Annotated in this window: 29 protein-coding genes and 1 riboswitch; of the genes, 6 read left to right on the forward strand and 23 right to left on the reverse strand. The window is 47.4% G+C overall.

What is annotated here, in order from left to right; translation table 11 throughout:
* Nucleotides 1–106: 106 nt before the first annotated feature.
* Complete coding sequence (gene ftnA / locus EKG39_RS19775) at nucleotides 107–634, reverse strand: non-heme ferritin (RefSeq protein WP_126507734.1); 528 nt, start codon at nucleotides 632–634, stop codon at nucleotides 107–109.
* Nucleotides 635–896: 262 nt separating this feature from the next.
* Between ftnA and EKG39_RS19780 the strand changes: the two genes are divergently transcribed.
* From EKG39_RS19780 to moeB, 4 genes are all read left to right on the forward strand, one after another.
* Complete coding sequence (locus tag EKG39_RS19780; RefSeq protein ID WP_126507735.1) at nucleotides 897–4,013, forward strand: efflux RND transporter permease subunit; 3,117 nt, start codon at nucleotides 897–899, stop codon at nucleotides 4,011–4,013.
* A complete protein-coding gene (locus EKG39_RS19785; RefSeq protein ID WP_126507736.1) occupies nucleotides 4,013–5,125 on the forward strand; it encodes an efflux RND transporter periplasmic adaptor subunit in 1,113 nt (370 codons plus the stop codon). Before EKG39_RS19780 ends, EKG39_RS19785 begins: the two co-directional genes overlap by 1 nt.
* A gap of 196 nt (nucleotides 5,126–5,321) precedes the next feature.
* A complete protein-coding gene (moeA, locus tag EKG39_RS19790; RefSeq protein WP_126507737.1) occupies nucleotides 5,322–6,566 on the forward strand; it encodes a molybdopterin molybdotransferase MoeA in 1,245 nt (414 codons plus the stop codon).
* Between the two features lie 65 nt (nucleotides 6,567–6,631).
* Nucleotides 6,632–7,417 carry a molybdopterin-synthase adenylyltransferase MoeB gene (gene moeB / locus EKG39_RS19795; RefSeq protein ID WP_126507738.1) on the forward strand — a complete coding sequence of 262 codons (786 nt, stop codon included), beginning with the start codon at nucleotides 6,632–6,634 and terminating at the stop codon, nucleotides 7,415–7,417.
* 87 nt (nucleotides 7,418–7,504) lie between these two features.
* Here the strand turns inward: moeB and yecR are convergent, their stop codons facing one another.
* Nucleotides 7,505–7,810, reverse strand: coding sequence for a YecR family lipoprotein (gene yecR, locus EKG39_RS19800; RefSeq protein ID WP_126507739.1), 306 nt, complete (start codon nucleotides 7,808–7,810; stop codon nucleotides 7,505–7,507).
* Nucleotides 7,811–8,016: 206 nt separating this feature from the next.
* On the opposite strand from yecR, the gene EKG39_RS19805 reads away from it, so the two are divergent.
* Nucleotides 8,017–9,015, forward strand: coding sequence for a phosphotransferase family protein (locus EKG39_RS19805; protein ID WP_126507740.1), 999 nt, complete (start codon nucleotides 8,017–8,019; stop codon nucleotides 9,013–9,015).
* A 22-nt stretch (nucleotides 9,016–9,037) separates the two neighbouring features.
* On the opposite strand, the gene EKG39_RS19810 is transcribed toward EKG39_RS19805, so the two are convergent.
* The 7 genes from EKG39_RS19810 to EKG39_RS19840 form a co-directional block, all read right to left on the reverse strand.
* On the reverse strand, nucleotides 9,038–9,715 hold the full coding sequence (locus tag EKG39_RS19810) for a hypothetical protein (RefSeq protein WP_126507741.1): 678 nt from the start codon (nucleotides 9,713–9,715) through the stop codon (nucleotides 9,038–9,040).
* On the reverse strand, nucleotides 9,712–10,197 hold the full coding sequence (locus tag EKG39_RS19815) for an RNA polymerase sigma factor (protein ID WP_185817664.1): 486 nt from the start codon (nucleotides 10,195–10,197) through the stop codon (nucleotides 9,712–9,714). The genes EKG39_RS19810 and EKG39_RS19815 overlap by 4 nt, the downstream gene beginning before the upstream one ends.
* The gene (locus EKG39_RS19820; protein ID WP_126507742.1) at nucleotides 10,198–10,977 is read right to left on the reverse strand and encodes an HvfC/BufC N-terminal domain-containing protein; all 780 of its coding nucleotides are present in this window, start codon (nucleotides 10,975–10,977) and stop codon (nucleotides 10,198–10,200) included.
* Nucleotides 10,968–11,870, reverse strand: coding sequence for an MNIO family bufferin maturase (gene bufB, locus EKG39_RS19825; RefSeq protein WP_126507743.1), 903 nt, complete (start codon nucleotides 11,868–11,870; stop codon nucleotides 10,968–10,970). The genes EKG39_RS19820 and bufB overlap by 10 nt, the downstream gene beginning before the upstream one ends.
* On the reverse strand, nucleotides 11,870–12,154 hold the full coding sequence (locus EKG39_RS19830; protein WP_126507744.1) for a BufA1 family periplasmic bufferin-type metallophore: 285 nt from the start codon (nucleotides 12,152–12,154) through the stop codon (nucleotides 11,870–11,872). The genes bufB and EKG39_RS19830 overlap by 1 nt, the downstream gene beginning before the upstream one ends.
* A 226-nt stretch (nucleotides 12,155–12,380) precedes the next feature.
* Nucleotides 12,381–13,604, reverse strand: a complete 1,224-nt coding sequence (gene gltS / locus EKG39_RS19835; protein WP_126507745.1) for a sodium/glutamate symporter — start codon at nucleotides 13,602–13,604, stop codon at nucleotides 12,381–12,383.
* 335 nt (nucleotides 13,605–13,939) lie between these two features.
* Nucleotides 13,940–14,101 carry a DUF2986 domain-containing protein gene (locus EKG39_RS19840; protein ID WP_126507746.1) on the reverse strand — a complete coding sequence of 54 codons (162 nt, stop codon included), beginning with the start codon at nucleotides 14,099–14,101 and terminating at the stop codon, nucleotides 13,940–13,942.
* Nucleotides 14,102–14,245: 144 nt separating this feature from the next.
* On the opposite strand from EKG39_RS19840, the gene EKG39_RS19845 reads away from it, so the two are divergent.
* Nucleotides 14,246–15,025 (forward strand): substrate-binding periplasmic protein, encoded by a 780-nt coding sequence (locus EKG39_RS19845; protein ID WP_126507747.1) that lies wholly within the window; start codon nucleotides 14,246–14,248, stop codon nucleotides 15,023–15,025.
* 90 nt (nucleotides 15,026–15,115) lie between these two features.
* On the opposite strand, the gene EKG39_RS19850 is transcribed toward EKG39_RS19845, so the two are convergent.
* The 14 genes from EKG39_RS19850 to moaA form a co-directional block, all read right to left on the reverse strand.
* Nucleotides 15,116–15,280: a YqaE/Pmp3 family membrane protein gene (locus tag EKG39_RS19850; RefSeq protein ID WP_126507748.1), complete on the reverse strand. Its 165-nt coding sequence runs from the start codon at nucleotides 15,278–15,280 to the stop codon at nucleotides 15,116–15,118.
* A 23-nt stretch (nucleotides 15,281–15,303) separates the two neighbouring features.
* Nucleotides 15,304–15,978, reverse strand: coding sequence for a TIGR01621 family pseudouridine synthase (locus EKG39_RS19855; protein WP_126507749.1), 675 nt, complete (start codon nucleotides 15,976–15,978; stop codon nucleotides 15,304–15,306).
* Nucleotides 15,979–16,024: 46 nt separating this feature from the next.
* Nucleotides 16,025–17,248 (reverse strand): sensor histidine kinase, encoded by a 1,224-nt coding sequence (locus tag EKG39_RS19860; protein ID WP_185817669.1) that lies wholly within the window; start codon nucleotides 17,246–17,248, stop codon nucleotides 16,025–16,027.
* Nucleotides 17,249–17,330: 82 nt separating this feature from the next.
* Entirely contained in the window at nucleotides 17,331–18,008 is a 678-nt protein-coding gene (locus EKG39_RS19865; RefSeq protein WP_126507750.1) for a response regulator transcription factor, read from the reverse strand.
* Between the two features lie 9 nt (nucleotides 18,009–18,017).
* A complete protein-coding gene (locus EKG39_RS19870) occupies nucleotides 18,018–18,554 on the reverse strand; it encodes a PepSY domain-containing protein (RefSeq protein WP_126507751.1) in 537 nt (178 codons plus the stop codon).
* A 155-nt stretch (nucleotides 18,555–18,709) separates the two neighbouring features.
* Nucleotides 18,710–19,057, reverse strand: coding sequence for a NirD/YgiW/YdeI family stress tolerance protein (locus EKG39_RS19875; RefSeq protein WP_126507752.1), 348 nt, complete (start codon nucleotides 19,055–19,057; stop codon nucleotides 18,710–18,712).
* A 133-nt stretch (nucleotides 19,058–19,190) separates the two neighbouring features.
* On the reverse strand, nucleotides 19,191–20,297 hold the full coding sequence (locus EKG39_RS19880; protein ID WP_126507753.1) for an ABC transporter ATP-binding protein: 1,107 nt from the start codon (nucleotides 20,295–20,297) through the stop codon (nucleotides 19,191–19,193).
* Nucleotides 20,278–20,958 (reverse strand): molybdate ABC transporter permease subunit, encoded by a 681-nt coding sequence (modB, locus tag EKG39_RS19885; protein ID WP_126507754.1) that lies wholly within the window; start codon nucleotides 20,956–20,958, stop codon nucleotides 20,278–20,280. Before modB ends, EKG39_RS19880 begins: the two co-directional genes overlap by 20 nt.
* Nucleotides 20,959–20,961: 3 nt before the next feature.
* A complete protein-coding gene (modA, locus tag EKG39_RS19890) occupies nucleotides 20,962–21,714 on the reverse strand; it encodes a molybdate ABC transporter substrate-binding protein (RefSeq protein ID WP_246028576.1) in 753 nt (250 codons plus the stop codon).
* A 187-nt stretch (nucleotides 21,715–21,901) separates the two neighbouring features.
* The gene (moaE, locus tag EKG39_RS19895) at nucleotides 21,902–22,366 is read right to left on the reverse strand and encodes a molybdopterin synthase catalytic subunit MoaE (protein ID WP_185817665.1); all 465 of its coding nucleotides are present in this window, start codon (nucleotides 22,364–22,366) and stop codon (nucleotides 21,902–21,904) included.
* Nucleotides 22,367–22,368: 2 nt separating this feature from the next.
* Nucleotides 22,369–22,620, reverse strand: coding sequence for a molybdopterin synthase sulfur carrier subunit (moaD, locus tag EKG39_RS19900; RefSeq protein ID WP_126507756.1), 252 nt, complete (start codon nucleotides 22,618–22,620; stop codon nucleotides 22,369–22,371).
* Between the two features lie 9 nt (nucleotides 22,621–22,629).
* Nucleotides 22,630–23,106 carry a cyclic pyranopterin monophosphate synthase MoaC gene (gene moaC, locus EKG39_RS19905; protein ID WP_126507757.1) on the reverse strand — a complete coding sequence of 159 codons (477 nt, stop codon included), beginning with the start codon at nucleotides 23,104–23,106 and terminating at the stop codon, nucleotides 22,630–22,632.
* A 79-nt stretch (nucleotides 23,107–23,185) separates the two neighbouring features.
* Nucleotides 23,186–23,710: a molybdenum cofactor biosynthesis protein B gene (gene moaB, locus EKG39_RS19910; RefSeq protein WP_126507758.1), complete on the reverse strand. Its 525-nt coding sequence runs from the start codon at nucleotides 23,708–23,710 to the stop codon at nucleotides 23,186–23,188.
* Nucleotides 23,711–23,890: 180 nt separating this feature from the next.
* Nucleotides 23,891–24,871: a GTP 3',8-cyclase MoaA gene (moaA, locus tag EKG39_RS19915; protein ID WP_126507759.1), complete on the reverse strand. Its 981-nt coding sequence runs from the start codon at nucleotides 24,869–24,871 to the stop codon at nucleotides 23,891–23,893.
* Nucleotides 24,859–24,993, reverse strand: a riboswitch (molybdenum cofactor riboswitch). It overlaps the preceding gene by 13 nt.
* Nucleotides 24,994–25,188: the final 195 nt, after the last annotated feature.

Below are 25,188 nucleotides of genomic sequence, written 5' to 3' on the forward strand. Positions count from 1 at the left end.
AGCAGAAAGCCTGCTCCTTAGTCATTAGCTGAAGTGTTCCTAATCAGGCAAAAAGCTGTTGGCGAATACCAATAGGTATAATCACCTAAGCTAGCCTATCGAAGGATTACTCACCCGCAGTTGTCATTACACTGGCAGACTCTTCGATAGCCATCTGAGCCAGATCTTTATCTACGAAGAATAGCGCCTTGCCATCTTCACCTACCAAACGGATCTTATCGACAATCGACTTAAACAACTTCTCCTCTTCGTGCTGCTCAGAGACATACCATTGAAGGAAGTTAAAAGTAGAGTAATCTTGATTAGTGAAAGCCGCATGAGCGAGTGCATTAATCTTACTGGTGATCATCTGCTCATGTTCATAGGTGTATTCAAATAACGCCAACAAAGATGAAAACTCTGACTGTGGTGCTTCAATTGCACCAAGCAATGGCATACCGCCAGTTTCACTAACATAAGTAAACAGACGATGCATATGTTGCATCTCTTCGTCTGCATGAGCGCGCATAAACTTAGCCGCACCTTCGAAACCTCTGTCTTCACACCATGCGCTCATCTGCAGATAAAGGTTTGAAGAGAAGAACTCAACATTAATTTGAGCGTTTAATTGATCAATCATTGTTTGTGCCAGCATTTTAATTCCTATCACTATTTGGGCTAAGTCATTGTCATCAAGCTGGAGTGAAAAAGCAATGAAATTTACTTAAGCCACTGTTTATTAAATACAAACAATTATCATTAAAGATTATAAAACTTAGATCTCCACCTGCACAGTAACATTTGCTAACTAAATGATGCAGACCTGTTAACAATTAGCTTTTACTATCAGTCATTAGAAAATGACCTTCAAAGAAAGAGAGCCCTTCCCACAGACTCTCTAAGTGTCAGGAAAGACAATGAATTTGACTCGAATAAGTACCCATAATCCAGCAGGCACCTTAGTCACCCTGTTGCTGATCGCCATTTTTGGTGCCTTAGCCATCGCCAAGTTACCGATCCAGCTGCTGCCCGATATTCAGCGTCCACAAATCTCAGTGTTCAACAATTGGCGCTCAGCAGCACCACAGGAAATGGAATCTAACATCATAGAACCTCAGGAGAATGTACTTAGACAGGTTCCCGGAGTCGTTGAGATGACCTCAAATATCTCCCAGGGATTTGGTCGGGTCTCATTAACTTTTGAGGTGGGGAGCAATATGCAAGAGGCGATGATCAATGTGATCAACGCCCTCAATCAAACCCCGCCTCGTCCCCTCGATGCCAACGAGCCTTTTATTAATGTCGGTGGCGGTGGGGGCGCACCTAACCTGGCCTCACTACTCATTCGCATGGCCCCGGATAACCCGGATACCGATTTCGCAAAGTACCAGAAGCTCATCGACGATGTTGTAGAACCCAGACTCAGGCAGATAACCGGGGTCGGGAGCGTGCAGCTCCAGAGCAGACGACCCAAGGAGTTGCACATTCAGTTTGATCCATATCGCGCCGCAGCACTGGGGATCACACTGGAGCAACTACGCAATACGTTATCACGGGCCGCCGATATCTCCGGCGGTACAGCAAACGTAGGTCGTCGCCAATACATGGTGCGATTTATCGGCCAATACACGCCGGAGAACTTAGGTAACCTGATCGTCACCTACAACGATGGACGTCCGGTATATATCAACGAGCTCGCCGATGTCGCAGTATCCAGCGCCGAAGTTCAGGGCTTTACTAAGCGTAATGGCTATCCGGCCTATTATATGACCATCGAAGGTACCTTCGATGCGAATACCGTCACCGTACTCAACGGTGTAAACAGAGCTATCGATGAACTGAATGCCGGAGACTTGAAAGAGGCTGGTCTGGTTATGGACCTCTCATTCGATGCCTCTATACATATCAAGCGCGCCATCTTATTGGTTAAAGGAAATTTAGCGATAGGCGTACTGTTAGCTCTTGTGATCCTGTTCGCCTTCCTGCGCAGCTTCCGTGCCACCTTAATGATCGCCTCGACCATTCCCGTCGCGCTGCTTATCGCCTTCTTCTCCCTGGAGGCCATGGGTCGCACGCTGAATGTGATCTCTCTGGCCGGCCTTGCCTTTGCCGTCGGCTTAGTGCTCGATGCCGCCATTATTGTTCAGGAAAATATAGTGCGACTGCTGCAACGAGGTCGCGGGCTCAGAAAAGCGATTGAAGAGGGTACCGGACAGGTAAAGGGCGCGCTCATGGCATCCACGGCCACCACGGTTGCCATTTTTGTCCCCATACTGTTTATGCCGGGTGTGGAGGGGCAGCTATTCTCCGATCTGGCCCTTACACTCTCGGTTGCCGTCGTCTCATCCTTTATCAGTGCAATAACCTTGATTCCAGTCTTTAGCCTATTGTGGCTAAAGCTCCCCGAAAAAAAGGCCTCACAGGTGGACAGGCCAAACTTATGGTCCAGGCTGACCGGGCTTATCCGCACCCTCACCGGAAATAAGAAGCGGGCGGCTATCTGGTGTGTACTACTGATCATTGGCAGTGGTTTCATGACCTTTGCATTAATGCCGCGTCCGGATTTTTTACCTCAGGCTCGCTCCGATGGCATATTTGCTTTCTTCTCTTTACCTCCCGGCTCCAACGTACAGACGCTGGAGAAAGAGGTGGGAGATGTGATTATTGAGCGACTCAAGCCTTACTACGATAAGGAGAAGTCTCCCTATATCAAGGGTTATAACTTCTCTATGTACGCCGCATTTAACGTGCTATTTATCTATCCGGAAGATCCCTCTCAAGCCGATGAGATGATTAAACTTCTCAATGATGAGATATTAATCGGTCTGCCCGATACTCAGGCGTTTACCAACCGGGGTTCACTGCTGCAGTTTGGCTTTAACGGTGGCCGGGCGATCAATATCGATCTTCAGGGCCCGGATATGGAAGCCTTGATGACCTCTGCAGGTAAAGGGATGAAGCTTATCACCGATGCGCTTCCCGGTGCCGTCGTTCGGCCACTGCCGGGACTATCCATGGCCCAACCTGAACTTCAGCTTATTCCTAACGAACGACGACTCGCTCAGGCCGGCGTCGATAGAACCCAGATAGCCAATGCCATTCGAGCCTATACATCCGGCCTGTTTGTCGGAGAGTACTTCGATGGTAACGAACGCATGGATATTCTGTTAAAAGGCCCCAAATGGCAGGTTCCGGAGCAACTATCGGCAACGCCTGTTTATACCCAGGCTGCGGGTATTCAAACAATAGGCGAACTGGCAAAAATTAAACGTACCGTGGGTCCGACTCAGCTACAAAGAGTTAATGGCAAACGTAGCGTCAGTTTATTGATATTTCCACCAGCCGATATGTCATTGGATGAAGCATTGGAGACCATCAATGAGAAGGCGATCCCCAGCCTGAAAGCCAGTTTGCCTGCGAACAGCTCACTCAAGTTCCGGGGCAGCGCCGACAAGCTGGATCAAACAATAAAAGATATGGGGGCTAACTTCCTGCTTGCCGTCATTATTCTGTTCCTGCTGATGTCCGCCATGTTTAAATCGGCTAAAGACAGCCTGCTGGTACTGCTCTCGATGCCATTGGCCATCTGCGGTGGCGTACTCAGCCTTAGACTACTAAACTTGTTTAGCTTTCAAAGCTTAGATCTACTGACGATGATCGGCTTCATCATCTTGTTGGGCTTAGTGGTCAACAACGCCATCCTGTTAGTCGATCAGACGCGCCAGGGAACCAGGGATGGACTCAATATCGACGACGCTATCTATCAGGCTGTTGCCACGCGGGCGCGTCCTGTCTATATGAGCACACTCACTTCTATCTTTGGCATGTTGCCACTCATGCTGGTACCTGGCGTCGGTAGCGAAATCTATCGGGGGCTTGCGGCCGTCATTGTTGGCGGCATGACATTCAGTGCCCTGTTTACCCTGATATTAATGCCGAGTTTATTGAGGTTAACGCACCTGTTGGCACGCAACACTCAAACCACTCACAGCCCTTTAACTCATTCTAATGCAACCGAATCCGGAGCCAAGTGATGAAACTGCTTACTTTTATCCCAACGATTATCACATTATCACTGACTCTGTCACTGCTCTCCCCTCAGAGCGCCATAGCTGCCGAAGGGGATAAAAAAGAGGAGACTCCCCCTAGCTTAGTCAGTGTTGTTTCAGTAGAGAATCGGGCTCTCTCTCCCAAGATCATGGTCATAGGCTCGGTTCACTCCCGTAGCAGCGCCGAGTTAACTGCAGGTATAGACGGTAAATTGGAGTGGGTCCAGGAGGCGGGCACCCGAGTAAAGGCAGGAGAAGTGGTCGCCAAACTAGAACAGACAAGATTAGCCTTGCAAAAAGAGCAGCAAGAGGCACAAATAGAATATGAACGAGTCGGTCTGACACGGCTTGAGCGCGAATACCGACGCCTGCAAAAATTGATCGTCAGCAAGAGTGCTTCCGAAACCGAATTGGATAAATCGCGTTCAGACAGAGATCTGGCAGCTGCCAACCTTAAACTGGCACAGATAAAGCTGAAGATGATCATGGACGATATCAGCCGCACCGAAGTCAAAGCCCCCTTCTCCGGCATCATCACCGAACGTAAACACCAGGCCGGTGAAGATATCAGCCGCTCGGTCTCAATCATCGCTATGACAGATCCCGATAACTTAGAGATACGTCTGCACGCGCCTCTGAAACATAGCCGACGGGTAAAGGTGGGAGATGAGCTTCATATCTATCACACGGAAGGTGAGTTTCAGGCCAATATACGTAGCCTGATCCCCGTATCGGATATCCGCTCACAAACCTTCGAGGCTCGTATCGATCTGCCAATCGAAATGCAAGATGCATTCAGTGTTGGCGAACTTGTCTCTCTGGCTCTGCCTATAGCACCTAAACAGCTCACCACCTTAGTGCCAAGAGATGCTATCGTGCTTCGCTCGGCGGGGGCCCATCTGTTTAAGATAGACACCAACAATAAAGCGGTGAAGATCCCGGTTGAACTCGGCGATGGTGAAGGTGACTGGATAGCCGTCAATGGCGAACTGACCGATAGCGACACAGTCGTGATTCGTGGTGCCGAAACCTTACAAGATGGTCAGCAAGTTAAGCTTCAGGCCCTCCCGGGAGAGGCGGTCGCAACGGCTGGCTAACGTATAACCTAAGGTATAACTATAAATACAGCCCCTGAGCCGGGCTGTATCCCCTTCGAAATACAATTTCATACAATTCTTATTCATACCGATTAAAAACTGCAGTTGAGATCATGGCCTTCTTGATTCACCGTGGCATAATGAGCAGCAACTTTTGACTCTATTCGCCTGTATTCACGTATCTTAAGGTAGCCCGATGCCCAGTAAAGCAGATCCATGTTCTCAACCAAGTCTTATGCATCCAGATGAAGCGATCGCCCTACTTCTCAAGCAGGTAAACACAGTAGATGATTCTGAGGTTGTACAGCTCTCCCAGGCTTTAGGCCGCGTTCTGGCTGAAGATTTAGCTTCCAGCATAGACCTTCCTCCTTTTAATAATTCGGCTATGGATGGTTACGCCTTCCGTTTTGACGATCTCGCCGATAACGAAAGCCTGACTCTTATAGGTCAATCTTTTGCAGGGCATCCATTTGAAGGGGTACCTAAGGCCAACACCTGTATTCGTATCATGACCGGAGCACCCGTTCCGGATGGATACGACACAGTGCAGATGCAGGAGAAGGTTGCAGCTAAAGAGAATTCAATCTTCATTGAAGCACCTAAAGCTAAGGGCGCCAATGTACGCTATCGTGGCGAAGAGGTGAAAACCGGCGGCAAGGTGCTGGTCTCAGGTACCCAGATAGGGGCTGCCGAAATGGGAGTGCTGGCGACGATTGGGGCAAACCAACTCCGAGTCACCCGCCAGGTAAAAGTTGCCTTCTTCTCTACCGGAGATGAGTTGCGCCCGGTGGGCACCGAACTCGCACCGGGACAGATTTACGACTCCAACCGTTACAGCATTCAGGGTCTATTGAGTCGTGCCAATGTTGAATGGATCGACATGGGCGTTATTGAAGACGATCCTGAAGCGATACGTCATGCTTTTCGTAATGCCTCGGCTAATGCCGACATGGTTCTGACCTCAGGCGGCGTCTCTGTCGGTGATGCGGACTACACTAAGCAGATCCTCGACGAAGAGGGTGAGGTAACCTTCTGGAAGCTGGCCATCAAACCTGGAAAGCCTTTCGCCTTCGGTCACTTAGGTAAAGCAATCTTTTGCGGACTACCCGGTAATCCGGTCTCCTCTATGGTGACCTTCTATAAGCTCGTTTGGCCATTGTTAAATAAGATGCAGGGCTTACCTCAATCTAAGCCATTACAGTTAAAGGCGAAGCTAAAAGGCAATCTACGTAAATTCCCGGGGCGCGTTGAATATCAGCGTGGCATCCTGACTACCAACGACAAAGGTGAAGCCGAAGTCTGCATTACCGGCGGCCAAGGTTCGGGCATGCTGACCTCTATGAGTCTAGCCAACTGTTTCGTGATCTTAAATCAAGATCAGGGCGATACCGCCGATGGTACCTTAGTCACGGTTGAACCTTTTAATTCAGTACTTTGCTAATAACAGTGCTTAGCAAATTGATTCAGACACAAGAATTTAAGTTATTCGTTCAGGAATAAAGCAATATGAGCTCGACCCAAGATAGCGATGAGATTTTGTCCGATAGTGAGATGCTCAGATACAGTCGACAGATCTCCATCAAGGCGATGGATTTCGATGGACAGGAGAAGCTAAAACTCGCTAACGTTCTGGTTATTGGTGCCGGCGGTCTTGGCTGCGCAGCCACTCAATACCTTGCCGTTGCGGGTGTAGGTCAGATGACCATAGTCGACTTTGATACCGTTGAGATCTCTAACCTTCAGCGTCAGGTATTGCATCAGGACAAGAATGTCGGCCAGCCAAAAGTTGAATCGGCAAGAGAGACCCTAAACCAGCTCAACCCTCACATTCAGATCGACACCATCAACGCGGTGCTCGACGATCCTGAATTGGATGAGCTCGTCGCCAACCATAGCCTGGTGTTGGACTGCACCGATAATGTGGCGGTACGCGAACAACTCAATAAATGCTGCTTTACTCACAAGGTGCCCCTGGTCTCTGCTGCCGCTATCCGCATGGAAGGCACAGTAACTGTATTTGACTATCAAGGTGAACACCCTTGCTATCACTGCTTCAGCAAGTTGTTTGGTGAGCAGCAGCTTACCTGCGTCGAGTCAGGGATCCTGGCACCGGTCGTCGGCATGATAGGTTGCTTACAGGCCACCGAGGCCATTAAAGTCATCTCAAATATGGGCAAACCACTCATCGGCCGTATCCTGATGATCGATGCCATGACGATGGAGTTTCGTGAGATGAAAATCGCAAAACAGGCTAACTGTTCAGTCTGTGGCGAGCAGCAAGCTGAGAAATAGCTGTCCCGCAAGTTCACCGGAAACGATATTGAGCCAGTGCGATTAAGTAAACCATTATCTAATCGCAATGGCTCCATTACAATCTAATCAGTCAAGACACTGGTATTCTTTGGTGATAATGTAAGAGCGACACTGCTCATCGGCGCAGGTCCTGGTTTCCACATCGAATGGCTTAGCCCCGGAAAATCCCCAGTAACCGCAGCGCTGCTTAGCTAACTTAATCCCATCGCTCTCGTCAGGTATTTTTGTATCTAAAGCCCCTAATTCATAGCTTAGCCGCACGACGGCATCACTCTTTGAGCCACCAACGGCTCCCCAGCCATTTGGGGTCGCACACCCCGAAACAGTCAGCACAACTATGGCCGCTAACGATACCTTTAACATTGAACTCATATTAAGCCGTTTTAAATCTGTGGAAATGGCAGCTGATACTAACCTAAACAAGCAGGCTCGATAGTCACTTTTCAGTGCATCACCAACAAAATCACAAATCCCCCATCAAATGTTACAATCAGGGATGCATACTGTACCTACTGATTAACAAACTAATTACGAACACTAAACCCACTTAGTTGAATGAATAGAAGAGGATAAACTCCATGCCACTGACTAAGCTGCCCCGTAACCCAGATTATGATGAGGCTTGCGATATTTGCGATCATTGGCAGCTCAATGATTGGCAACCTATGCTCAATATCATCACCGAGCGGCACAGCATAGATGTCACCCGCTTCTCTCAAAACTTCGATGGCACCAACCCGGTGTTCGAGCTGACATTGAACTCTGGCTCCGGCAAAGAGCACGCTTATATTGTTAAGGTTCTGGCGCCAAATTGGTACAGCCAGTTTCAGAGTGAATATCTCAGCCTCAAATTGCTTAACGGACAAGATTTAGGCATCAAGGTACCCGAGTTACTCTATTCGGGAGAGATCGAAAACTGGCGTTATTTAGTCATAGAGAAAATCGAAGGGGTGATGCTGTCATCCGTAGTAGACACATTGACGATAGATAATAAAGTAGAGATAGCCCAAGCGCTCGGTCAATTCAGTGCCCGGCTACATCAGCTCCATGGAACCGAAGCCACAAAGATGAAACTTGATTGGCCCGAGTTTATTCGACTGCAGCGTCAGAATTGCTATGAAAAACGCAAGAAACAACAGGTTTCCCGCGTATTACTTGAGGGGTTAACCTCCTATCTGGATCTGCATATCTCCAGGCTCGAACCCTTTTTAAATAGTGAAAATAGTCACCTTATTCACACAGATCTACATCCGGGTAATTTGATGGTGACAGAGCAAAGGGGTCATTACCGATTGGTAGGTATTTTTGATTTCGGTGACGCCCTTGTTTGCCCCGATCCACTATTTGAGTTTGCCTCTCCGGCTCTGCTGTTCGCCCAGGGAGAACCCAGAATATTTCACGCCTTCCTCGATGGTTATGGCTACCAGGGAACACGAGACGCTGGTTTGCAGCAACATCTGATGGTACTGAGTCAGTTAAGGCACACAGGTGACCTCAATTATCTGCTACACCATGTTCCTCATTGCGAGGATGAGACCTGCTGGCAAGCCCTTGAGTCTAAATTTTTCCCGCTATGAGCTGTATTCGGATAAGGCTGGCTCAATCGATACTCTGAGCCTCGGCCATCAACAGGCCCTTTTCCACCCAAAGCAATACCCTGATCCCTTTAACATAGACCTCCAAGGCTGGCTCACCAGACTCAAAATGAGGCAGCTTCCCGTAAAGCTCTGCATCATAACCCACCTCATAGAGCGTCACTTTATTCCCGCTATCAGTCTGATAACGGATCTGAGCCGCGCTAACACCTTGAATTGAACAGTACCTCCCACCCAGCATCTGATAATTTTGTTTCGAAAACAGGCTCGACTTAACAACTGAAAAATTCAGTTCGGTGAAATATTCACGTATGGGCTCAATTCTCTGAGAGTCGACTTCGAGAGGTTTCATATTAATATGGTTCATGGCCACTTCGTCGGCAATCATTAAGCTGATGGCCGGTCCTTGAGGATAATAATTTAGACTCATGGTCACAATTAAAATAAGACTGGCAACCAAGGCGATATAAGATCTAAACCGCACCTTCGAGTTACTGATATCGGCCGCCTGCGCTTTACTATTCGAGATCGATGATGGCTCCACCGGCAACGCCTCTCCCATATGGTCCGAGAGCAGGCTTTCAAATTTAGCTAACTGTTCATTATCGAGATGCTGCTGCTCGATAAACTGCTTAGCCGATTGTTTAAACGAAGTATTCATCTGTTCGGTATTCATCTTCATGACGATACTCCGGCTAAACTTCTTTTCTGTTCTTCGGTAGCATCGGCAACCTTCTGTCTTATACGATGTAAACGGGACAGAATCGTCCCCCGCGGTTGGTTAAGATCTTCACTGATTTCTGATGCACTAAAGCCATCGATGGCCCAAAGATAGAGCACCTCCCGCTCTGCTGAATTCAACAACTTAAATACCTGCTCTATAAGATGATGCTGGATCTGCAGTGTCTCTAAGCAGGTTTCATCGAGCAAAACCGGCGTATGCTCTTCAATTGGCTCAAACGCTATCTTTTGTTTTCGGCGACAGTCATCGACAAATTGATTACGAATTATCTTTCTTATGTAGGCATGGGAATACTCGACCTCTTTATTGCGCCGAATCCACTTCTCCAACGAGGTTTGTAGCAGGTCTTCGGCACTGCCTCGCTCACTCGTTAAACAGAAGCAGTAACGATACAGGCCTTGAAGCTGTTCGCGGGACAACATCTACGCAGACTCTCGCAGGCGAAATCCACATATCCAGCCCTTGGCGATGAATTCCGGCAGAGGCGTCATATCAGTAGCCGCGTCAGTCATCTCCCCTAAGGTCTCCTCGGCTTCGATCGCCCTTAACAACACATACTCTGGGTGAGAAATACGTTCAACTTTGGGTTTAAAGGGATCACGATAGATACAGAAGTGATATTGCTCCTGAGCTGTATAGATCTCAAGATGGTCACAGTGCTCTCGAGCATTGAGGTCTTGATGATTCAGCCAGATCTCATACAGAGGAAAACCTGAATCCCGGATGAAAACATCGGGTCTCAATATCATAACGACATCCTCTTGCTGCTGCTCGCTAAGCCCTGCTATCTCTGGTAACTCCAGACAGCTGACTGCGTCTGCGGCATAATAACTCTTAAGCAGAAGCCACTCTAGCCGAGCGAACTCAGGGAGATAGTCGAGTCCATTAAATGCAGAGTTTGTTTCAAGTATGCCCTCAATAAACCGGGGAAAGCCTTCACCATACTGGTTAAGGTTACTCTCCTGCATGGGGTTAACGTTAAGGTAATCCTGAGCCATCTTAGCGAAACAACTCTCACCGACAATCTGTTCACAGATGGGAAAAGCCTTAGTCAAGGTCGCCTTTAAAGCTTGTAAGGTGTTATTACGATATATCTCTAACCGGGCCGATTCATGGGGATTGACCAGTGAAAGAAACTCTTCATCACAGCCTTCAGGGCCCAGCGCCTTCATAAATGAGTTTTGCCATTGAGCTAAACGCATTGCCCCACCTCTCTGTCTCCTTCAGCTTTCCTCTGTGGATCGGTTCGGCTCTCACTCGAGTGGCTGTTTGTATCGGCGGCCTGCAATATCCCTGCAGCGATATTTCGTTCGGCAAGTAATCTCTCCAGTGGTGGCAGATCATTATCCCATTCGATCATGCTGGGTACGGCGCCATTTTTGGCAATAAAATGTTCGAATTGATGCCATACATCTTTGTCTACCGGGTGGTTATGGGCGTCGAGCAAGTAGTCTCCCTTATCATGGAAGCCCGCAAGATGGATCTGTTTCACCCGCTCCACAGGAATAGCCTCCATAAATGCCTGCATATCCTGATTGAGGTTCTTAGCCGTGACATAGGCGTTATTGATATCCAGTAACAGATAGCAATCGGCTTCTTTCGCCACCGCCGCAAGAAACTCACCTTCGGTCAGCTCATTAAATTGGCAACTTATATAGGTAGACACGTTTTCAAGCAGAATTCTTTCACCCATAAACTCCTGCACCTGAATAATTCGTCGGCTCAGATGCCTAACGGCCTCTTCGGTATAGGGTAAGGGCAAGAGATCCGGGACCTTACATCCGGCATTACCGGAGAAGCTTGCATGCTCCGAATACCAGAGGGCGCCCGTTGACTCCTTTAATGCTCTAATTTGTGCCAGATAGTCCATGTCGATGGCTGGTAAACCACCTAAAGAGAGACCAACACTGTGAAGCACCAGAGGATATCGCTCAGCAATCGCCTCGAGCATCTGCTTATTCAGCCCTCCTTCGACTATCCAGTTATCCGCCAAAACTTCAAACCAGGGGATATCGGTCTCATCGGCAGCTAAGATCTGCTGCACATGGGGGATACGCAGGCCAATTCCTGCGCCACTCAGACTCCCCCGCTTCATCAGGATTTAGCCGGCTTCACGGCTTTAACGACACCGCCGGTGATCTTTTCACACGTTCCGGCAGGTACATAGACCCACTCATTGGGTAAGTTGTCAGACTTAGCTTGTCCGGCGCAGCCATGACTGCCATCGAGCGCACCACAATCGTTTGCCCCAGCCTTGGCTATACCCGCACACTTTTCCCACTGGGTGGGCTGTTCAGGAACCGCATTTGCCCCCACAGAGATACCCGCAGCCAAAATGCCCGCAACCGTTAACCCGAGAGCTTTATTAGTAGAGTTCATATCGATCTGTCCTTATAGAAAATGAAGTGTTCATATCTATAACGAATACTAGACCCTGTTTGATTGCACCGATTGTAAAATATTTGTTACTTTTTAATTCTGGAGTCTGGTTTGTCAGCTTCTTGGGGAAAGGAGTTGGGGAGCGAGTTGGAAACTGCAACAAAAAAGCACTTCAAAAAGAAGTGCTTTTATTTGGATCAGCTCGCGCTATTGGTTTAGCTCAGGCTTAACCTATAAAGCTTAAATAGCCCTGCAGGATAATCGCATTCACAATATCGATAAAGAAAGCCCCGACGATAGGTACAACCATAAAGGCCTGGGGTGACGGACCCGTTCTCGAAACGAGCGCGCCCATATTCATCACGGCCGTAGGAGTCGCCCCCATACCAAAGCCGCAATGACCACCAGCCATAACGGCAGCATCATAGTTACTTCCCATAAGCCTGAACGTCACGAAGTAGGCAAAGAAAGCCAAGGTGATAGTCTGCAGCAACAGGATTATCAATAATGGCACAGCAAGGTCGAATATCTCCCAGAGTTTCAGGTTCATCAATGCCATTGCAAGGAAGAGTGATAAAGAAACCGTACCCAAGACATCGACACTCTCTGTGTTTATCTTATAACCACGAGATAACTCTGTGATATTGGTGATCACCACACCTAAAAATAGTGCATAGACAAAGTCGGGCATTTTCAGCCAACCGATATCCATGGTAGAAACCAGCGACCCAATCCACTTAGCACCCGCCACACACAGAAGCAGCAGGAAGAGCACTTCAAGGATGCTCTTAGCCGTCACCCTATCCTCTTCTAACTGATCGTAGGTAACCAGATCCGGGTGATCTTTATGGTGATTACCACCAACACCATAGGAGGAAAGCAGATCATTTTTATTGATCAACCTCTGTGCTACCGGACCACCAATTATCCCGCCCATGACCAGACCAAATGTAGCCGCAGCCATGGCGAACTCAAGGGTATTGATACCGTAAGTATCTGAAAAAGTTTGTGCCCACGCAGCTCCTGTTCCATGACCTCCCGACAGGGTGATGGAGCCGGCGATCAACCCCATAAGAGGCTCTAATCCCAACGCCGTAGCTAAACTGACACCGACGGCATTTTGGATCACGATATAGAGAGAAGCGATACCTAAGAAGACAAAGACCTTACTCCCCCCCTTAAGCAATAACTTATAACTTGCCGCTAAACCTACCGTGCTGAAAAACATCAGCATCAGGGTGTTTTGCATCGATAGCGTAAATTCCAATGCAATATTATTAAAATGCAGAATCGTAATGATCGCGGCGACAATAAGGCCACCGACGATAGGCTCAGGGATATTATATTTTCTGAATGAGGCAACGTGACGATTGACAAAATGGCCAATGAAAAGCACCAAAATAGCCACTAAGAACGACTCTAGTTCACCTATTGAATAAACTGTATTCATGAAACTCCTATTTGAATATGTAAAGCCAAACAGCGTTAACCCGAAACATCAAAATTCAGGCTATCAATAACTTTACTTTCTTTCGGTCAGTACCAGACAAAGAGAGATGTTCGGTACTTGTGATGAGACAGCCGGGCATTCTGCCATAACTCACCCTGTTTACGGTATTGCAGAATTAGCAAAAAGGCATATTCGTCGCAAATAAAGAGGAAAAAATACATTACCAGGCTACTAATCCATCAGTCAGATGAATTAACAATCAAGTGAGAAGGGAAAGCTGAAGCTATTTTACGGAGATATAAAAGTAATACGGCCAGAAGATGTGTAAATTTAAATCAATCTGCAGCAACAGGGCTCGCCTGCTCCTCCTCTAAAGCCAACCTGGCGCGCTCAGCTTTAGAGATATACTTAGGCTTATTATTACGGCCGTGCAGCTTAGCATTGGCTTTTTTAGCTTTGCTTTTTAGTGTCTGGTTAATCTTTTTCTTGCGATTCATCTTCCGGCCCTCAATGCTTTAGTCAGCAGGCTATTATATAACAGCGAGACACATAATACCTAAATGCACACACCATCTTTTATTTGCACTACGCCGGATTTATATTAGCATTATTTAAATGAACTATTACTTTTAAGCCTTGCGATGACAATACAGGTACCATTTTCTCTGGCAACTCTGCCCTTTATTTTTTTTCTGACTTGCTTAACGACCTCGGCTGCGGAGCGACAAGCTTTATCTCAGGAAGCAACACTCTCTCCTATCATAGCGGTAGAAAATAGCTGGCCTCCCTATGCCGATGAAATGGGAAAGGGCCTGTCTACATCCATAGTACAACATGCATTCTCTGCAGTTGGCATTACACCGAAAATCCAGGTATTACCCTACGCAAGAGTGCTTTACGATATCAAGAGCGGCAATGTCGTTGGCGGGTTTAATGTGAGTAAACAAACATCCACTGAAGCGATATACCTATTTGGTCATTCGGCGCTGTTCATTGCTAAATCTTCATTCTTTTTCCGTCCTGGAGATGGAGCTCAATACGCCAGCATTGACGATCTTCCTGACGACTTTAAAGTTGGACGAATTTTCGGCTATGAATATGGGCAGCTATTCGAACATGAACAACACAGATTCGAAGAGCTTAAAGTATCCAGCCAGACTCAACTCATCAACATATTGCTGGCGGGCAGAGTCGATGCTGTGATCATGTACGATGAGGTGGCAAAGTACACCCTGAATAAGATGAAGCTGGATTCAGCAAGCTTATACAGAGGCTTCCCGAATAAAGAGAGCAAAATCCACATCGCCTTCTCCAGGAAACACCCGGACTCAGAGGCGCTCGCCAAAGCATTAGATAAGGGGATAGAGATTATCCATTCGAATGGCGTCTATGACAAAATAATTGCCGGGGAGATAGATTGATACCAATCGGTATTAACTTACAGCTTATCAATAAAAATGCAGCCATTAGGCTGCATTTTTTCTGTCAAACAACTCTTTATTTAAGCAAGCTTATTTCGTCACGACCCAGAGCGCATGCAGCAAACCCGGAATGAAGAAGATTAAGCATAGGATAATGTTAATCAACAGATCCTTACCCACACCCGACTTTAGGAATACGGCTACAGGTGGTAGCAAGATAGCGATAATAATCAATAAAAGCTTATTTGTATCCATTAATAGATCTCCCTAAAAATAATTCATTTTCGTTTTGGCCAATCTAACTTCTCAGGCTCTGACCATATTTGCAACTGCTTAATGGCATCAGGCGTAGTAAATTCAGCCCCTTGCGCCGGATTGTTCAGGTATTGATAGGCTTTACCGCGAAAGATAAAATTTAAGCTAAACGCATGCAGGTAGCCCCTTTCGGCTTCATCGCCACCATAAAGCCGATCGCCTAAAATCGGTACACCGATACTCGCTAATGCTACCCTTAATTGATGGGTCTTGCCGCTCAAAGGCTTAAGCAGATATAACCTGACGCCTTCGGCAACTGATTGAGAAAAGAACTGTGTCATCGCAGGGTTGTCCATCGAACGCAGCAGCTTATACATGCTGCGACGAGATTTTGCCATGTCTCCGACAATCCAGCCTTGCTTCTTCTTTGGCTTTCCTTTCGCTATCGCCACATAATATTTCTGAACCTTATGCGCAGTGAAAAGCTGGGTAAATTCCGCAGCGGCTCGACTACTCTTGGCAAACAGCAACAACCCGGAGGTCAAGGTATCGAGTCGATGAACGGAGAAGAGTTTAACCCCGAGATCTTGTTCAACCTTGGCCATAACCCCCGCAGTCCCATCCTGGCTGTGAAAGTGAACATCATGGGATTTTGCAATAACTAAAAAATCTGTTTCATCTGCAACTATCTGGTACATCTATATGCCTGCTCACTGCCTATGTATAAAAGAAGATATTGGTGCACTAAAAAGTAATGCTAACGATGAGTCCGGGCTGATTATCCATTAACTTAACCCTGGCATCATGTCTGGCCAAGATCGCTTTCACTAACGATAAGCCCAAACCAGTCCCCTGATAGTGACGACTCGGGTCTAACCTCACTAAGCGATCGAAAACTCTATCTTTAGCTTCGTCGGGAATGCCCGGGCCGTTATCACGGATCTGTATCTCCCTGTCTCTCTGTACTATTTCGATATGCGCCCCTTCACCCGCATACTTAATCGCATTATCGACCAGATTAAACAGAGCCTGGAACAGAAGGTACTTGTCCCCGGTTAATTTGACATCGGTTCCAGTGGTAACCGAAAGAGTCTGTTGATTCATCTCAGCCATCGCCTCGGCCATCTCAAACAGGTCTTCACATAAAACCTTCAGGCTAAGTTCCTGCAACTCTAAAGTCTGTTGCCCTTCTTCGATACGGGTCAGTGATAGCATGGCATCGAACGTCGCCAGACAATGATCCAATTTTTCGGTCAATATGGCACAGGCTTCGGGTAACTCTTCACAGGATCTGTCCGGCAGCTGCTCCAAACCTATTCTTAAGTGTGACAGAGGCGTTCTGAGATCGTGGGCAATGTTATCAGTCGCCCCCCTCACTGCCGTCAGGTTATTTTCCAGCGTATCCAGCACCCGATTAAACTTACTGGCCAACATGTCGAACTCGTCCTGGCGCCAACTGACAGGAAAACGTGTCGAGTATTCTCCGCGTTCGATGCGGCGGCTAAGACGGTTATATTGCACCAATCGGCGTAAAATCGCCTTAGAAAACAGATAACCTAAGGCTAGTGTCAGCACTATGGTCAACATCATGGCGGTGATGGCAGCGTTAACGAATCTGTCTATCAGAGTGGCGAGCTGATCGGTACGAGTGGCGATCAATACCGGGCCATAGCGGGTCATGACCAGGCCGCCGGTGAGAATATGCAGCTTATCCGGACCACCGGTCAATACCGGAAATTCACGGGTTTGCGGCAACATGGGCATATCATCGGGCATCAAACTTAATGCACCAACCAAGTCGAATGAGTTACGCCATACGACAAGCGCCGTTTTAGGATCGGCTGTCTTGACCTGTATACCGAAGCTTCTTCGATCTAAGGTCAGTGCCATTTGTTGATAGCGGGCTTTTTCCGCCGCGAGATGTTGATCTGTCTGCAGCTCCTGTTCGTTCATCAACTGTCGGTACATGCCAAAGAGCAAAGTACCTATGATTAAGGTAACAAGAGCCGAGAAGATAATGGTAATGCGCCAGGCACTACTCTGATAAGGCTTAATGCCCTTGGCGGAGGCGATAACCTGCACCTCGAACGGTTTCAATCAACTCACCAAATCCCAGCTCTTCAAATTTGCGTCTGAGCTTAGCGATATGAACATCAATCACATTGGTGCGAGGATCGAAATGGTAATCCCATACGGCTTCAAATAGCAAAGTACGACTTATCACCTGATTTGGGTGTTCCATCAAATACTTTAGCAGCTGGAACTCTTTAGGTTGCAGCATGAGCTCTGTGCCGTCTAAGGTCACTTTACGGGTAAGCAGTTCCATAACCAGATTTCCCACAGCAAGCTCGGTATCTGCAGGCTGAGAAAAACCTCTCTGCATTAGTTTTTCGGCACGAACCAGCAACTCAGAGAAGGCAAAAGGCTTAGTCATGTAATCATCGCCACCGGCTCTCAAACCTTTTACACGCTCATCAACATGGCTTAGGGCCGACAGGATCAATACCGGAGTCTGACTACCGGTAGCCCTGAGTGCGGCAAGCAACTTTAACCCATCGAGTTGAGGTAGCATACGGTCTAATATCACCAGATCATACTTCATGCTCGTCGCGAGGAGTAAGCCTTGATGCCCATCACTTGCGGTCTCGATATTATGCCCCTGCTCCAAAAATCCTTTAACCACATATTCGATGGTGGTTGCATCATCTTCTACAAGTAAAATTTTCATACAGGTAACCTAGTTCCATTTAAGCATTGGTAGAGGACGCTGAGTTTTAATATCGAATGCTATCTTGCTCTTACCGTTTCCATCTAACAGTTTTAACTCTAAATAACTGATATTAAGGTCGTGATCCAGTTGTGCTTCTACAATATACGCTTGGCTGGCAGCCATCGCCTGCTTAACCAGATAACTAAAAGTTAATGACTCATCTTCCATCACACTCACAGCTTTAAGCTCATCCTTGTCATCGGCTTCTAAAGACTCTACCTGTTGATGGATAAGTCGACCATCTTTGGCTCTGAACTCAAATTCGGTGATGGTTTCGGCGCTCGTGTCTATCACGCTAACCTCATAGATAAGCTCACCCTTTTTAACATCAATTTCAAATTCGCTTATTACTCCGGGGTAATCTTTCTCGACTTGCAGCATAAATGTTTGCGGAGAGATATTTTGCCCATCTGAGAGCAGTTCCAATACCGAGGCCCCAGCCATACATGCGGCAGAAAAACCGGTACTTGAAAAAAGAACTAAACCAACTAGCCAACGAGCCATTGCTCCTCCGTTATCATTTATACTCGTTTCATCTTATATCAATAAAGAAAAAACCGTTACCGTTCAGGTAATTCTACTGCCGATTATACTGTAACTGAGCCTATCCGAGTCGAAATTACTTTACTACTTACAGACTCTATAGAGTGGCTCAGCAGCTAATTAATCAGGTCGATACTGTCAATTTCGATCTCAATACCTTGCCACTCATCATCGACCTCACCTCTGAGCGTCACAGTGGTATCGCTGGAGACTTCTATATCACGCCAAAGCGCATCATCAATCTCGACTTCAACATCACCGGTTGTATCCCGGAAAATGTATTTTTCATCGCCTAAGCTTTTAACCAAATGCCCCGTTAACTCTACAGGGGTGTCATCTTTCGCGTTACCGGCTTCGGCCGCAGTTTTGGCATGATTGTTAACCCCCGGGCCGTTATAGGCAGCAAATGCAGGTAGGGTTAATACACAAGATAAAATAATAGAGCCGGTTAATTTTTTAGGCATTCTGGATTCTCCTGTTAAGTTAACGCTAATCTTATGCGCTTAACAGTAAAGGAGAGATGGAAACCAGATTAATGTTTGATCATAAATGGGAGCAAGAAATATCGGTTACCACCTGGAACCTTAAAACTTCCTATTACTGATCCAGAATATGGATCAGCTCAGATTTCAGGGCTACGGTTGTATTAACCCCCTTTGCCAGTTCAAGCTTTAATGCTAAATGCAGCGGCACCTCGGCATTAATCTGATGCCGTACTCCCTTAACACTCGCGACGATTCTGACGGTTTCTCCCATCGTCAACATCGAGTCTATGGTGATATCTAACTTGTTAAAGCTGCGGCATAGTCTGCCCTGTTTAATCGAGTTAAATCGTATGCCCTGATTTGGGATCACCCAGCGCACTTTAGTCCCGACCTCTAAACTGTCAAAATAGGTGCTGGCTATCAGATGCTCGCCAAACTTCAGCCAGGTGATCTGGCGCTCCTCTTCCTGAGCAATCACATGAGCATCGAATAGATTACGCAAGCCCATCTGCTTAGCAACCGCTTCATTACGGGGACGAGTCAATACTTCCTGAGGTTTCCCCTGTTGCAACATCTTCCCCTGACTGATCAAAATCATATTATCGGCCAGCAGTAACGCCTCATTAAGATCGTGAGTCACCATGACAACGGGAATAGAGAGCTGTTCTTTCAGTCTGGCCAGCTCGAGATAGAGGCGCTCACGAGTCTCCCTGTCCACGGCAGAAAATGGCTCATCCAGTAAGAGTACTGACGGTTCTCGAGCAAGCGCTCTGGCCAGTGCAACTCTCTGCCTCTGTCCACCGGACAGGTTGGCGGGTAAACGATCGGGCAATCCATGAAGGTTCACCCTTTCCAGCCACTCTTTAGCACGGGGGATCCGCTCAGGCTTAGGAATATGATCTAATGCGGCAACCACATTTTCGAGTGCGGTCAAGTTAGGAAACAGGCCAAAATGTTGAGGCACATAACCCAGGTGGCGCTGTTGAGGACTCAGATTAACCTTGGCATCACCTTTAAACCAAGGCTTATCTCCGTAGCGGATCTCACCCGACTCAGGTTGATTTAAACCGGCAATCATTCGAAGCAGGGTCGATTTACCACCGCCGGAAGGGCCAACAACAGCCATGACCTCTCCGGCCTTACAGCTAAATTCGGCATCGAGTCTGATCTGCTTATCTTGTTTAATACGACAATAAAGATCACTGACGTCTTGAGACATGCGCCGCTCCCATACGTCTGGACAAACTGGTGGTAAATGCCAATACAGTGACAGCAAAAATGAGTAACACCAAAGACATCTGCCCGGCACTGGCAAAGTCAAACGCCTGCACACTGTCATAGATGGAGATGGCGATAGTCTTAGTCTCTCCTGCGATATTTCCGCCCATCATCAGGACGACACCAAATTCGCCTAAGACATGAGAGAAACAGAGTACTAAAGCAGTCAATACACCCGGCCATACCATAGGCAGCTCAATCTTAAATAACACCTTCATTCGGCTCATTCCGCAGCAGGCAGCCGCATCCCGCACCTCTTCTGGTACCGCCTCGAAAGCTCGCTGTATTGGTTGAACCGCGAAAGGGATATTGACTAGAATTGAGGCCACGACCAAACCGGAGAAATTAAAGACCAGCTGATGACCCAGTAGCTCCTCCAGCATCTGTCCAAGCCAGGATTGACTGCCGAGTCCCACCAGCAAATAGTATCCGATCACCGTAGGCGGCAGCACCAGGGGAACCATGATCAAGGCTTCGACCCAGGATTTACCGGTAAAGTGGTGATAAGCCAGGTAGCGGCTAAGCAAGATGGCGAAAGGGATCAAAATAAGTACTGTGACACTACTCAGCTTGATTGATAACCCGAGTGCTTCCCAATCCATCCGTTAATCACCCGATTTAGTAAAGGTGGATGAGTCAGGCAAACCAAACCCAAACTCGATAAATGTCTGACGGGCAGTCTCGGTTTGCAGGTAGGCATAGAATGCCTTAGCCGTAACACCCGCTTTTTTGGTGAGCACCATACGTTGATATAAGGGAGCGTGAAGTTCGGCTGGTAGTGCCTGGTAGTGACCCATCTGTTGAAATTGAGGCGCTATCGCTAAGGAGAGCGCGATAATCCCCCCTTGGGTCGAGCCACTAACGGCAAACTGAGCCGCTTGCGAGACATTCTCACCATAGATAAGATGAGGCTCAAGAGACTCCCAAAGACCGATATTCTTCAACAGTTCTCGCGCACGTTCGCCATATGGTGCGTGGTCCGGGTTCGCGATGGCAAAGCGCTTCAGCTGACCGCTCTGCAACAAAGACTTCAGGCCATTGAGCTCAGGGTCTATCGCCAGTGGAGAGTTTTTCGGTGCCGCAATAGCTAGCCGTCCGACCGCATAAAGTACCCCTTCATCAACAGTTGCCCCCGACAGGGCCAACTGATGGGTATATCTTTCATCGGCCGACATAAACATTTGAAAGGGTGCACCGTGCTTAATCTGCGCCACAAAATTACCCGAAGAACCGTAAGAGATCCTTACTTTCTGACCCGTATCCCGGGTAAAATTTTTGGCAATTTCATCGAGTGCAAACTTAATATTCGATGCCGCAGCAATCGCAGGTACATCATTACTCGCAGCCTGTGCGCCCATGTTTGAAAACAACAGTAAACTTGCAACACAAAGCGCGACCAGCCCTTTCAACGTCTTCATCACTTCCTTCCCGAAATATGCCAAGCCTTGAAAATAACCCTGATATCCCCAAACCACTTCAAAATGCAGAATTCAGCTATCCTAAGGGAGCTCTGAAGCGAGCATCTTGAGATAGCTTGGGTATAAGCTACTTATCCCACATCTTAGCCGCTTGCTCATCGGCGTCTTTAGCTTCTACCCAGCTCTTACCACTTTCGCCGGCTTCCAGCTTCCAGAAGGGAGCCTTGGTTTTAAGAAAGTCTATCAAGAACTCACAAGCTGCAAATGCCGCTTTACGGTGGGCACTGGTCACACCGATAAACACAATCTGCTCACCCAACGCCATAGTCCCCACACGATGAATAATGGTCACATTATTCAGAGGCCAACGCTCACGAGCTTCGACAGCAATCTGGTTTAATACGGCTTCGGTCATGCCCGGATAATGCTCCAGTGTCAGATCGGTAACCACGCTGCCATCATTAAAATCTCTGACTTTACCGACAAAAGTGACTACAGCGCCATCACTGTTATCATCGGCAATCCGAGCGTACTCTTCTGGCACACTGAAATCTGCAGTTTGTACCAGAACCTTGTTCATATTCGCAGACATGCTCACCCTCCGGTAACAGGCGGGAAGAAGGCCACTTCATCACCATCTTGTACCGGCGTGTCCCAACTACTGATAGTTTGATTGACGGCAACAAGCAACTTATCTGAGGCTAACACCCGGCCCCACTTCTCATCTTTGGCAGCGAGTGCCGCGCGGAGCGTCTCAGCAGAATGTAATTCATCGGTCGCTTCGACCTGAAGGCCACTTTCGCCCAATAACTCTCTAACCTGCGCAAAAAATAATACGTTTATCATAGCTAATCTCTATACCTTAAAATGACCAGACTTACCGCCGCGTTTCTCTAACAGACGTGTCTGTGAGATCACCATATCTTTCTGAACCGCTTTGCACATGTCATAGATGGTCAAAGCCGCAACAGATGCTGCGGTTAATGCTTCCATCTCAACTCCCGTCTTACCCGAGAGCTTGCACAAACTGGTGATGCGGACGCGGTTAAATTCAGGTTGAGCCTCAAGTTCAACTTCTACCTTAGTCAACATCAGGGGATGGCACAGTGGAATAAGATCCGAGGTCTTCTTTGCCGCCTGAATACCTGCAATACGAGCCGTCGCAAACACATCACCCTTGTGATGGCTGCCGCTCATGATCATATCCAGAGTATCTGCAGCCATTTCGATATAGGCTTCCGCTCTGGCTTCTCTCTCGGTTACCGCTTTTTCGGTCACATCTACCATATGAGCATTGCCATCGGCGTTGATATGAGTAAATTCATTCGACATCAGTTTTGACCTTTTACATTAACGCAATTCAAATAGAAAACTCACTCAGTATGCTACTTAGCAATACTGAGACTACGACTTAACCCGATATTTTTTTCACATGCATCACAAAATTACAGGGTCTATGTGTTGCATCTAACTGTTCTTTAATTATCTTTGTCCAACCGGTACGGCAAGCTCCGGTCGAACCGGGCAAGCAAAAAATAGCGGTCTGGTTAGCAAAGCCACCCAAGGCTCTCGACTGCACCGTCGATGTGCCTAATTCGGTATAAGTAACATGACGAAATAGCTCTCCGAAACCCTCTATCTCTCTATCGAACAGGGGCTTGACCGCTTCTGGAGTATTATCTCGCACGGTAAATCCGGTTCCACCGGTAGTGATAATGACCTGCACCTCTTCCGATGCGATCCATTGAGACAATACCGAGCGGATCTCGTATTTATCATCTTTTATCAACTTACGATCGACAAGTGTGTGCCCAGCCTCGATCAGATTATCTTCAAGAAACTGTCCAGAGGTATCCCGGCTAAAATCACGGGAATCTGACAGGGTGAGCACAGCGATGTTTAATGGTACAAATTGGGTATTGGTGCAGTGTCCCATAAATTAATCTCTTAAACTGTAGTTGATAGTAACTCTATGTTTAACGGCAAAATTATACTCATTACCCTGCGTCATGTAGTTGAAGCAGCTCATGAAATGATTAACCAGCGATAGATGTGAAACATAGAGCCATTCGGGACAGTACTTATAAACAAGTATAAGCCTGCCCTCTTTCATCGACTATCCGCCGATGGAAGCTAAATGCTGAGTCACACCTGTGATGCCGTCGTGGAGGAAATGGGTCTCTTTTTTCTGCGCGAGTTGCCCGTGAAGACGTTCAACAAGTTCAGCCTTTTGGCTCTCATGTTGAAGCAGATCTCTGAGATCGACACCATTTTCAGTAAACAGACATAAGTGGAGTTTCCCGTTTGCAGAGACCCGTAGACGGTTACAACTAGCACAGAAGTTTTTCTCATAAGGCATAATCAAGCCGATACGGCCTTTATGGTCCTCATGACTAAAATTCTGAGCAGGGCCGTCATCGGCAGCCGGCTGATCATAGGTCCAGCCCTGTTCAACGAGCTGCGACTTTATATCTGCTCCAGCTAAATGGTGTGCCTGGAAGTAATCATGCCCGAGTCCCGTTTCCATCAACTCGATAAAGCGTAGATCTATCGGCGTATGTTTTATCCAATGCAGAAAACGGGGCAGATCTTTATCATTCAGCCCTTTAAGCAGTACGGCATTGATTTTCACCCGCTCGAAACCCGCCTCGAGCGCCGCATCAATCCCACGCATCACCTCATCAAACTTATTTTCACCGGTGATCTGATAAAACATCTTAGGATCGAGACTGTCGACCGAGACGTTAATCCGTCTCAATCCGGCGTCATACCACTCTTTAGCGTGTTTCTCTAAACGATAGCCATTAGTTGTCGTCGCAATGGTCTTAATCTTATCGTTGTCGGCAACCGCTCGAATGATATCGGTAAAGTCTTTACGCAGAGTGGGTTCGCCACCTGTGATACGGATCTTCTGAGTACCGACCTCTGAAAAAGCGGCGATCAGATTTTCTATTTCGCTTAGCGCAAGAAATTTTGAACGTCCATCGGGACGATAACCATCGGGGAGGCAATAAGTGCATTTGAAATTACAAACGTCTGTAACAGACATCCGCAAATAGTGAAATCTTCGACCAAATTTGTCTTGTAGTTGAGACATGATCACCTTTCCAAGTAAGGGGAGGTGAGAGCATTTCTGTTCACACCCCGGTGGCGTTATTGCCACGGCTTAGCGTCCGTATCTGTTGACGTAGGACAAAAAGCTCGGAGAACCGTCAGGGCTGATTATAGTCCTATTTTTATTTCAATCCATAGCGGAAATGCTGCATTAGTTGCTCAAGATCAATCAGGCGTTAATATTTTGTGACACCCCTCACATACATAATTAGTATCAGATAGACGGTTATCACTGTATAAACTCTGTGCCATCAAGCATTTTTGAGGTATGGTGGATAGACTGATTAAAACACCCGTTTA

This window comes from Shewanella atlantica, assembly GCF_003966265.1.
GTDB lineage: Bacteria > Pseudomonadota > Gammaproteobacteria > Enterobacterales > Shewanellaceae > Shewanella > Shewanella atlantica.